The following is a 10,757-nucleotide window of genomic DNA, read 5'->3' as shown; positions in this document are numbered from 1 at the left end:
GTAACAAGCGCTAAGGGAGCTAGAGGATGGCAGACGACGAACTGAGGGTGCGCCAACTGGCCTATCGCATCTGGGAGTCGGAAGGTCGACCCGAGGGCCAGGAACAACGTCACTGGGAAATGGCCCGCAAGATCGTGGCCGCCGAGCGTGAGTCCGGTCGCGACGCGCAACCCGATATCGAGATCGAAGCCGACGAGAAGGACCCGGATCTACCCGTGCGCGACGATGAGCTTGGGGTGGAGCAGGACGACATGGGCTTGGGATCGTCCGGAACCCGGCCTCCGGCCACGGATCCGGAAGAGGATGCTCTGGCCGATGAGACGCCTGATCGTAACTTGGGCCGCGACAAGGAAGGCGTGCCGGTCGCCCAGAGCGATGCGTCGAGCGCCACGACGCCGTTGCCCGAGGAATCCGCCACGGTGAAGCGGACCCGGCAGCCTCGACGCAGCGAGGATACCGTGACCACGCCCAATGCCACCGACACGTCGTCGCCGGGGCGCAGTTCGACGACGCGCTCACGGGCCGGGGCGGCGAAAACGGAGGCCAAGGCGGCCAAGTCGAGCACGGCAACCAAGACCAAGGCGGGCAGCAAGGCGACGGCCGATAAATCGGCCAAGTCACGCGCGACGGCTGCCGGCAAGAGCGACAAGACCGATAAGAAGACCAAAGCCAGCGACACACCGCGCAAGCCCAGGAAATGACATCGGCTGAGGCTCAACCCTGAGATATGACGGTAGGCAGGGCTGGACGACGTCGTGTCGTCAGTCCGCCTGCCTCCAAGGATATATGGAATGACTACCAAGGAAGCGCCACGGCAGAACGACGAGTCCACGATGGCCAACGAATCCCCCATCGTCAGGAACCGGTCGCGGGTACGCGAAGGATTGCCCTTTCCGTTGGGGGCGACCTGGGATGGATTGGGTGTCAACTTTGCGCTGTTTTCGGCCAATGCCACCAAGGTGGAGCTGTGCCTGTTCGATGCCGAGGGCGAGCATGAGATCGAACGTATCGAACTGCCCGAATATACCGACGAGGTGTGGCACGGCTACCTGCCGGATGCGCGTCCCGGACAGCTCTACGGCTACCGCGTGCATGGCCCCTACGCTCCCGAGGAGGGCCACCGTTTCAATCCCAACAAGCTATTGCTCGATCCGTATGCGCGCCAGATCGTCGGTGAACTGATCTGGGACGAGGCGCTGTTCGGCTATACCATCGGCCACCCTGACGAGGACCTGAGTTTCGATGAACGCGACAGCGCGCCGTTCATGCCACGCTGCCGGGTGGTCGACTCTGCCTACACCTGGGGGCGCTCGCAGCGTATCCAGATGCCTTGGGACCATACGATCCTCTACGAAACGCATGTGCGTGGCTACACCATGCGCCATCCGGCGGTGCCGGAGAACCTGCGCGGTACCTTCTCGGGCCTGATGGTCAACGAGGTGATCGACCATATCCGCTCCCTCGGCGTGTCGTCGGTGGAGTTGATGCCGATTCATGCCTTCGTCCAGGATCAGCATCTGCTGGAAAAAGGCCTGCGCAACTACTGGGGCTACAACACGCTGGGCTTCTTCGCCCCGCATTCCAGCTACTTGGCCGGCGAAAGCATCAATGAGTTCAAGGAAATGGTGGCGCGCTTCCATGCCGCCGATCTCGAGGTGATTCTCGATGTGGTCTACAACCACACGGCGGAAGGCAACGAACTCGGCCCGACGCTCTCCCTCAAGGGCATCGACAATGCCACCTACTACCGGCTGATGCCGGACAACCTGCGTTACTACATCGATGACACCGGTACCGGCAACACCGTCAACCTCAGTCATTCGCGGGTGCTGCAGATGGTCACCGACTCGCTGCGCTACTGGGCGACCGAGATGCGTGTCGACGGCTTCCGCTTCGACCTGGCGACCATTCTCGGTCGCGAGCCCCACGGTTTCGACGAGGGCGGCGGCTTTCTCGACTCCTGTCGACAAGACCCGATACTCAGCCAGGTGAAGCTGATCGCCGAACCCTGGGACTGCGGACCCGGCGGCTATCAGGTCGGGGGGTTCCCGCCGGGCTGGGCGGAATGGAACGATCGCTACCGGGACACGACGCGCGCCTTCTGGCGCGGCGACGAAGGTCAACTGGCCGAGCTGGCCACCCGGCTGATGGCCTCGGCGGATTTCTTCGATCGGCGTGGGCGACGCCCGTTCGCCTCGGTCAACTTCGTGACCGCTCACGATGGGTACACCTTGTCCGATCTCGTCTCCTACAACGACAAGCACAACGAGGAAAACGGCGAAGACAACAACGACGGGCACGATGACAACCTGTCATGGAACCACGGTGTCGAGGGGCCGACCGACGATCCCGATATCCGTACCCTGCGTCTGCGTCAGATCCGCAATTTCCTTGCCACGCTGATGTTCTCGCAGGGCACGCCGATGATGCTCGCCGGCGACGAGATGCTGCGCACCCAGGAAGGCAACAACAATGCCTACTGCCAGGACAACGAGATCAGTTGGCTGGACTGGAACCTGAGCGGCGATGCTCACGCCATGATCGATTATGTACGCCATATCATCGCCTTGCGTCATCGCTACCCGATCCTGCGCCGCGGACGCTTCTTGAGCGGCGACTACAACGAGGATCTCGGGCTCAAGGAGGTGACATGGCTAACGCCGGATGGCGACGAGATGGACGTCGAGCGTTGGGAGGATCCTGAGACGCGCAGTCTCGGGGTGCTGCTCGATGGACGTGCCCGGCCCAGCGGTATCCGCCGGCCCGGTGCCGATGTCACCCTGCTGCTACTGCTCAATGCGCATCCCGAAGCGGTGGCCTTCCAGTTGCCTGAAGTGCCGCGCGGCAGCGGCTGGATGTGCCGGTTGAATACGGCCATGTCCCTCGAGGAAACCGAGTGCCGCCGTGCCTTCGGCGATGAACATCGCCTGTTGGGCCAATCGCTGGCCCTGCTGGAACTGGTTCAGGACAACGCTTCGTCATGATCTTGGATCGTCCGTGCCCGCGAGCAGCGGCATAGCGAGACGTTGCTGCCCGGTACGGCGATGCCGAACGAACAGCCACTCCGCCCCAGGGACGGAAGGAGACGCCAATGACTACGAGTTCATCGCCGCAGCAGACCCAGGACACGCCCTTGCCGCCGGGCGGTGAGGGAGTCCATGCGGCAGCGCAAGCGCCGCGCATCGCCATCGAATCCGTACAGCCTTCGCTGGAGCAGGGGCGTTTCGCTGCCAAGACGATCGCCGGCCAGCCGATTACCGTGTCCGCGGTGATCTTTGCCGATGGTCACGACGTGCTGGCCGCCGCCGTGTCCTGGTGCGACGACCAGGGCCAATGCCAGCGCGAACCCATGCATCTGGTGCAGCCGCTAGGCAAGGACATCTGGGAGGCGACCTTCACCCCAACCCGGGTCGGCCGGCATACCTTCGTGATCGAGGCGTGGTGGGACACGTTCGGCACGTACCGCGACGAGCTGTTCAAGAAGCACCAGGCCGGCGTACCCGTGGAACTCGAACTCGAAGAGGGCAGGCGCCTGGTGGCGGCGGCGGCCGAACGCTCGGACGGGGAACAGCACGATGCGCTGGAAAGCGTACTCGAGCGTTTCCAGGCCGCTGGCAGCGAAGGCGAGCGGGTCGGCATCCTGCTCGATACCCGCACCGCCCACTGGATGCATGCCGCCGATGCGCGACCGCACCTGGCGCGCAGCGAGGCGGTTTATCCGCTCGAGGTCGAGCGTCGGGCGGCCCAGTTCGGAAGCTGGTACGAGTTGTTCCCACGTTCGGAAACCGACGACCCCGCACGTCATGGCACCTTCAACGATGTCCACAAGCGCTTGCCGATGATTCGCGACATGGGCTTCGACGTGCTTTATTTCCCGCCCATTCATCCGGTGGGCCGCGCTCACCGCAAGGGCCGCAACAACACGCTTCAGGCCGGCCCCGACGATCCCGGCAGCCCGTATGCCATCGGCAGCGAGGAGGGCGGTCACGAGGCGATCCATCCCGAACTCGGCACGCGTGAAGACTTTCGCAATCTGATCAGGGCGGCGGCCGATCACGGTCTGGAAATCGCCCTGGACTTCGCCATCCAATGCTCGCCGGATCATCCCTGGCTCAAGGAGCACCCGGGCTGGTTTTCCTGGCGACCGGACGGCTCGATTCGTTATGCCGAGAATCCGCCCAAGAAGTATCAGGATATCGTCAACGTCGACTTCTATGCCGAGGATTCGGTGCCCTCGCTGTGGCTGACGCTGCGCGACGTGGTGCAGGGCTGGGTGGACGAAGGGGTGAAGATCTTTCGCGTCGACAACCCCCATACCAAGCCGTTGCCGTTCTGGGAGTGGCTGATCGCCGATATTCGCGGACGCGACCCGGACGTGCTGTTCCTCGCCGAGGCGTTCACCCGGCCGGCGATGATGAAGCGACTGGGCAAGATCGGCTTCAACATGAGCTACACCTACTTCACCTGGCGCAACACCAAGGCGGAACTGAGCGAGTACCTGACCGAGCTCAACGAATCGCCGATGCGCGAGTGCTACCGGCCCAACTTCTTCGTCAACACGCCGGATATCAACCCTTACTTCCTGCAGTCTTCCGGCCGGCCCGGATTTCTGATTCGCGCCGCACTGGCGACCATGGGCTCGGGCCTGTGGGGCATGTATTCCGGCTTCGAGCTGTGCGAGGGCGAGCCGGTGCCGGGCAAGGAAGAGTATCTCGACTCGGAGAAGTACGAGATCAAGCCGCGCGACTATACCGCGCCCGGCAACATCGTCTACGAGATCGCTCAGCTCAATCGTATTCGCCGAGAGAACCCGGCGCTGCAGACCCATCTGGGGGTCGCCTTCTACCCGGTGCACAACGATCGGCTGCTGTTCTTCGGCAAGCGTACCGACGACTTGGGCAATTTCGTACTGGTAGCCGTCAATCTCGATCCGTTCGAGGCCCAGGAGGGAACGTTCGAGTTGCCGCTGTGGGAATACGGGCTGTCCGACGATGCGGCCCTGCACGTCGAAGACTTGATGTCCGGGCACCGCTGGACATGGCATGGCAAGTGGCAGTCGATGCGACTGGAGCCGTGGCATTTGCCATTCGCCATCTGGCGCATCCACCCGGTGCGCTGAACAGGATAAGGAGGAAAGCACCATGATGGATGCCAGTAGCGAGTCGCACGCCGTCGAGACCCTTAATTTTCTCGACGATCCGCTATGGTACAAGGACGCCGTCATCTACCAGGTGCACGTCAAGTCGTTCTTCGATGCCAACGATGACGGGATCGGTGATTTTCGGGGACTGATCGAAAAGCTGGATTACATCGTCAGTCTGGGCGTGAACACCATCTGGATATTGCCGTTCTACCCGTCGCCGCGGCGTGACGACGGCTACGACATTGCCGAGTACGCCAACGTCAGCCCCGACTATGGCACGCTGGAGGACGCCCAGCGCTTCATCAGCGAGGCGCACCAGCGCGGTCTGCGCGTGATCACCGAACTGGTCATCAACCACACCTCGGATCAGCACGAGTGGTTCCAGCGCGCCCGTCGTGCGCCGCCCGGCTCGCCCGAGCGCGATTTCTACGTGTGGTCGGACACCGACCAGAAGTATCCCGGCACGCGGATCATCTTTCTCGACACCGAGTCGTCCAACTGGACCTGGGATCCGGTGGCGGGCGCCTATTTCTGGCACCGCTTCTATTCCCACCAGCCGGACCTGAACTTCGACAATCCCCAGGTGCTCGATGAAGTGCTCAAGGTCATGGAGTATTGGCTGGACATGGGGGTCGACGGTTTGCGCCTGGACGCGATTCCCTACCTGGTCGAGCGCGAGGGCACCAACAACGAGAACCTGCCCGAAACGCATGATGTGCTCAAGAAAATCCGTGCGGTAATCGACGAGCGCTATCCCGACCGCATGCTGCTGGCCGAGGCCAACCAGTGGCCGGAGGATACGCGGCCCTATTTCGGCGACGGCGACGAGTGCCACATGGCATTCCACTTTCCGTTGATGCCGCGCATGTACATGGCGCTGGCTCAGGAAGACCGTTTTCCGATCACCGATATCCTGCGCCAGACACCGGAAATTCCGGCCACCTGCCAGTGGGCGATCTTCCTGCGCAACCACGACGAACTGACCCTGGAGATGGTCACCGACAAGGAGCGCGACTACCTCTGGAACCATTACGCCGTCGATCGCCGCGCACGTATCAACCTGGGCATCCGGCGTCGTCTGGCGCCGCTGCTCGAGCGCGACCGGCGCCGCGTCGAACTGCTCAACAGCTTGTTGCTGTCGATGCCGGGCACGCCGGTGCTCTATTACGGCGACGAGATCGGCATGGGTGACAACATCTACCTGGGCGATCGCGACGGCGTACGTACCCCGATGCAGTGGTCGATGGATCGCAACGGCGGTTTCTCGCGGGCCGATCCGGCCAAGCTGGTGCTGCCGGCGATCATGGACCCGCTATACGGTTTCCAGTCGGTCAACGTCGAGGCCCAGACCCGCGACCCGCATTCGCTGCTCAACAGCATGCGCCGGCTGCTGGCGGTGCGCAGCCAGCATCGCGTGTTCAGCCGCGGCACCATGCGCCCGCTGTATCCCAGCAACCGCCATATTCTGGCCTACCTGCGCGAGCTGGTGCTGGACAATGGCGAGTCCGAGGTGCTGTTGTGCGTGGCCAACGTGGCGCGCAACGCCCAGGCGGTGGAACTCGACCTGTCGGCCTTCGCCGGGCAGGTGCCGGTGGAAATGGTCGGCGGCAGCGCCTTCCCGCCGATCGGCAAGCTACCGTACCTGCTGACCCTGCCACCTTACGGCTTCTACTGGTTCCTGCTGGCGCCCGAGACCGCCATGCCCGAATGGCACGTGCCGGCGCCCGAACCCATGCCGGATTACGTCACGCTGATCGTCAAGCGGCAACTGGAGGAGATTCTCGGGGATGCATGTCGTGGGCTGTTAGAGAACGAGGCGCTGCCCAGCTACCTGCCCAAGCGGCGCTGGTTTGCCGCCAAGCAGTCGCGCATCTCGCGAGTGCACATTCTTTATGCCGTGCGTATCGAGGACGATCGGCACTCCATGCTGCTCAGCGAACTCGAGGTTCAGCATTCCCAAGGGACCGATCGCTACCTCCTGCCGCTGGGTTTCCTCGGCGAGGACGACCGCAGTGGGGCGATGGCGGAGCAACTCGCCTTGGCCCGGGTGCGGCGCGGGCGTGATGTCGGACTGCTCACCGATGCACTGGGGCTGGATGCCTTCGCCCTGCGCATTCTCGACCTGCTGCGCAGCGGGGCCAGCTTGCCCTGCGAAGGCGGCGAGATCCGTTTCGTGCCGACGCCGGCACTGAGCGAGCTGGAACTGCCCGATGACGTCGACGTGGCCCACAACAACGTCGAGCAGTCCAACAGCTCGGTGATCATCGGTCACAAGGTGGTGCTCAAGTTGTTCCGGCGCCTGGAGCCGGGACTGCATCCCGAGGCCGAGATCGGCCACTATCTGAGCGAGCACGGTTTCGAGCATGTGCCGCCACTGTACGGTGAGGTGGCGCGTCGCAATGCCGCCGGCGAGTCGCAGACCCTGATGCTCGTGCAGGGCTTCATCGCCAACCAGGGCGATGCCTGGTCATGGACGCGCAACGCCCTGGAGCGGGCAATCCGCGAAGTGGGCGAGGAGAGCGAGACCAGTGCCGAGGAGGGTGGCTACAAGGCGCTCGACGAACTCGAGGAGTTCGCCACGACCTTGGGCCAGCGCCTTGGCGAGCTGCACCGGGTGCTGGCTCTGCCGAGCGAGAACGCCGATTTCGCACCGGAGCAGGCCGGCGAAACGCACGTGGCGGCCTGGTCGCAGCGTGTCCGTGAACAGGTCGAAAAGGCACTCGATCTTCTGGAGCGTCACAAGGGCAACGCCAGTGAGGCCGACCAGGCGTTGGCCGAGCAGGTGCTATCCGAGCGCGACACTCTACTGTCTGCCGTCGAGCCGCTGGCGCAACAGGCCAAGGGTAGCCTGCTTACCCGCATCCATGGCGATCTGCATCTCGGCCAGGTGCTGGTGGCCCATGACGATGCCTACATCATCGACTTCGAGGGTGAGCCCGCCCGCTCGCTGGAAGAACGGCGTGCCAAGGACTGCCCGCTACGCGATGTGGCCGGCATGCTGCGTTCCTTCGATTATGCCGGCGCCAAGATGGACGAAGCCGTTGCCGGCAAGTCTCACGATGAGAGTGCGGCCGAGATGGCGCATGACGTGGCCGAGCGCTACCTGGTGGCCAGCCGTCGCGCCTTCCTCGAGGCCTACTGGCAGAGTGCTGCCGATATTGCCCATCGCTGGGCCTCCCATGATGGCGCCAACGCCGCACTGGAACTGTTCGTACTGGAAAAGACGGTCTACGAGATCGCCTACGAAGCTGCCAATCGCCCCGCCTGGCTGGGCGTGCCGCTCCGCGGCCTGGCAGCCATCGTCGACCAACTGTCCACGAGAGGGGCACATGACTGATCTGAACGTCAATACCGTCAAGGACGATGCCCTCTGGTTGTCCCCCGAGGACGCCGAAGCGCTGGCGCGGGGGACGCACGGCAACCCGTTTGCGGTTCTGGGCGTGCATGCCTGCGGCGAGGCGGATGCGGAAACCTGCCTGCTACGGGTGTACCTGCCTGGCGCGCTGGGCGTGGATGTCCTCGATCGCGACACCGGCCAGCGGCGTTGCAGCCTGACTGGCATCCAGATGGCTGGGCTGTTCGCGGGCAGGTTGCCGCATGTCGCACCGTACAAGCTGCGTATCCGCTGGCCAGGCGGCGAGCAGGAAACCGAAGATCCCTATTCGTTCGATCTGCTGCTCGGCGAAATGGACCTGTATCTGATCGGCGAAGGCAATCACCGCAATCTGGGCCACTGCCTGGGTGCCCAGCCGATGGAAGTGGACGGCGTACCCGGCGTACGGTTCGCTGTCTGGGCGCCCAATGCCCGGCGTGTCTCGGTGGTCGGCAATTTCAATGCCTGGGACGGCCGGCGGCATGTGATGCGTTTGCGCCATCCCGCCGGGGTCTGGGAGCTGTTCCTGCCCCGCCTGGGGCCTGGCGAGTCCTACAAGTACGAAATTCTCGATGCTCACGGCGCCATCGCGCTCAAAGCCGATCCGGTGGCGCTGGCCACCGAGACGCCACCGCACACGTCGTCGGTGGTGGCCGATACCACGCCGTTCACCTGGCACGACGCCGAGTGGATCGCCCAGCGCGGTGAACGACAGGCCCCCGACAAGCCGATTTCCGTCTATGAAGTGCATGCCGCGTCGTGGCGCAAGCATGGCGGACATGACGGGGTCACCTACAGCTGGCGCGACCTGGCCGAGCACTTGATTCCCTATGCGCTCGAGATGGGCTTCACCCATCTCGAACTGTTGCCGATCATGGAGCACCCCTTCGGCGGTTCCTGGGGCTATCAGCCATTGGGCCAGTTCGCGCCCAGTGGTCGTTTCGGCAAGCCCGAGGATTTCGCCTACTTCGTGGATGCCTGCCACCAGGCAGGATTGGGCGTGATTCTCGATTGGGTACCGGCGCACTTTCCCACCGACCCGCACGGTCTGGCGCGCTTCGACGGTACGGCACTCTATGAGTACGAGCATCCCTACGAGGGCTTCCATCAGGATTGGAACACCTATATCTACAACCTGGGGCGGCGTGAGGTGCACGGTTTCATGCTGGCGTCTGCGCTGCACTGGCTGCGCCATTACCATATCGACGCGCTGCGCGTCGACGCCGTGGCATCGATGCTGTATCGCAACTACTCGCGCAACGAGGGCGAGTGGATTCCCAACAAGTACGGCGGCCAGGAAAATCTCGAGGCCATCGAGTTTCTGCGTCACCTCAACGACGTGGTCCATGAGGAAGTGCCGGGCGCCTCGGTGATCGCCGAGGAATCGACTGCCTGGCCGGGAGTCACCCAGCCGACCCGCGACGGCGGCCTGGGTTTTGCCTACAAGTGGAACATGGGCTGGATGCACGACACCCTGGAGTACATCGCCAAGGATCCGATCTATCGCTCGTATGCCCATCATGAGCTGACTTTCCCGATGGTCTACGCGTTCTCCGAAAAGTATGTGCTGCCCATCTCGCACGACGAGGTGGTGCACGGCAAGGGTTCGCTGATCGGCAAGATGCCCGGGGACGAGTGGCAGCAGTTCGCCAACCTGCGCGCCTATCTGTCGATCATGTGGACGCAGCCTGGCAAGAAATTGCTGTTCATGGGCTGCGAGTTCGGCCAGTGGCGCGAATGGAACCACGATCGCGAGCTCGACTGGTCGCTGCTCGGCGAGGAAAACCATGCCGGTATCCAGCGCTTGGTCGGCGATCTCAACCGGCTCTACCAGGAAGAGATGCCCCTGCATGAGCGCGATACGGAGCCGGAGGGCTTTGCCTGGGTCGTCGGTGACGACAGCACCAACAGCGTGTTTGCCTGGCTACGTTGGAGTCTGATCGGCGAACCGCTGCTAGTGGTGGCCAACATGACGCCGGTGCCCCGTTACGATTACCGGCTCGGCGTGCCCACGGTGGGAAGCTGGAAGGAAATCTTCAACAGCGATGCGCAGCGTTACGGTGGCACCAACCAGGGCAACATGGGACAGATCCAGGCTCAGGACATGCCGCTCCACGGGCAGACGGCCAGTGTTTCGCTGACGCTGCCCCCGCTGGGCGTGCTGGTGCTACGTCCCGAAAGCTGATCTCGAATACGCGCCACCGAGCGGGAGGCGGTGGCGCGTATTCGCTGTTCGCAATG

5 protein-coding genes are annotated in these 10,757 nt (G+C 63.5%); all 5 read left to right on the top strand.

The window, feature by feature from the left end; all coding sequences use genetic code 11:
- Window positions 1-26 precede the first annotated feature (26 nt).
- The 5 genes from MHM84_RS12130 to glgB all read left to right on the top strand — a co-directional run bounded on the left by MHM84_RS12130 (window position 27) and on the right by glgB (window position 10,701).
- Window positions 27-701 carry a DUF2934 domain-containing protein gene (locus MHM84_RS12130; RefSeq protein ID WP_239266493.1) on the top strand — a complete coding sequence of 225 codons (675 nt, stop codon included), beginning with the start codon at window positions 27-29 and terminating at the stop codon, window positions 699-701.
- A 90-nt stretch (window positions 702-791) separates the two neighbouring features.
- The gene (glgX, locus tag MHM84_RS12125; protein WP_239266491.1) at window positions 792-2,984 is read left to right on the top strand and encodes a glycogen debranching protein GlgX; all 2,193 of its coding nucleotides are present in this window, start codon (window positions 792-794) and stop codon (window positions 2,982-2,984) included.
- Window positions 2,985-3,091: 107 nt separating this feature from the next.
- Window positions 3,092-5,119 carry an alpha-1,4-glucan--maltose-1-phosphate maltosyltransferase gene (locus MHM84_RS12120; RefSeq protein WP_239266489.1) on the top strand — a complete coding sequence of 676 codons (2,028 nt, stop codon included), beginning with the start codon at window positions 3,092-3,094 and terminating at the stop codon, window positions 5,117-5,119.
- 22 nt (window positions 5,120-5,141) lie between these two features.
- Window positions 5,142-8,480 carry a maltose alpha-D-glucosyltransferase gene (gene treS / locus MHM84_RS12115; protein WP_239266487.1) on the top strand — a complete coding sequence of 1,113 codons (3,339 nt, stop codon included), beginning with the start codon at window positions 5,142-5,144 and terminating at the stop codon, window positions 8,478-8,480.
- The gene (gene glgB, locus MHM84_RS12110; RefSeq protein WP_239266485.1) at window positions 8,473-10,701 is read left to right on the top strand and encodes a 1,4-alpha-glucan branching protein GlgB; all 2,229 of its coding nucleotides are present in this window, start codon (window positions 8,473-8,475) and stop codon (window positions 10,699-10,701) included. Before treS ends, glgB begins: the two co-directional genes overlap by 8 nt.
- The last annotated feature ends 56 nt before the right edge of the window (window positions 10,702-10,757 follow it).

The sequence above is a fragment of the Halomonas sp. McH1-25 genome, from assembly GCF_022348165.1.
In the GTDB taxonomy this organism is placed as follows: domain Bacteria; phylum Pseudomonadota; class Gammaproteobacteria; order Pseudomonadales; family Halomonadaceae; genus Modicisalibacter.
The sequence above is the reverse complement of the archived record's forward strand: the minus strand, read 5'-3'. Positions and strand labels throughout refer to the sequence as shown.

Excerpts from the sequence above, each read along its gene's own strand:
- glgB (WP_239266485.1), top strand. The coding sequence starts at position 8,473 with ATGACTGATCTGAACGTCAATACCGTCAAGGACGATGCCCTCTGGTTG.
- MHM84_RS12120 (WP_239266489.1), top strand. The coding sequence starts at position 3,092 with ATGACTACGAGTTCATCGCCGCAGCAGACCCAGGACACGCCCTTGCCG.
- glgX (WP_239266491.1), top strand. The coding sequence starts at position 792 with ATGACTACCAAGGAAGCGCCACGGCAGAACGACGAGTCCACGATGGCC.
- MHM84_RS12130 (WP_239266493.1), top strand. The coding sequence starts at position 27 with ATGGCAGACGACGAACTGAGGGTGCGCCAACTGGCCTATCGCATCTGG.
- treS (WP_239266487.1), top strand. The coding sequence starts at position 5,142 with ATGATGGATGCCAGTAGCGAGTCGCACGCCGTCGAGACCCTTAATTTT.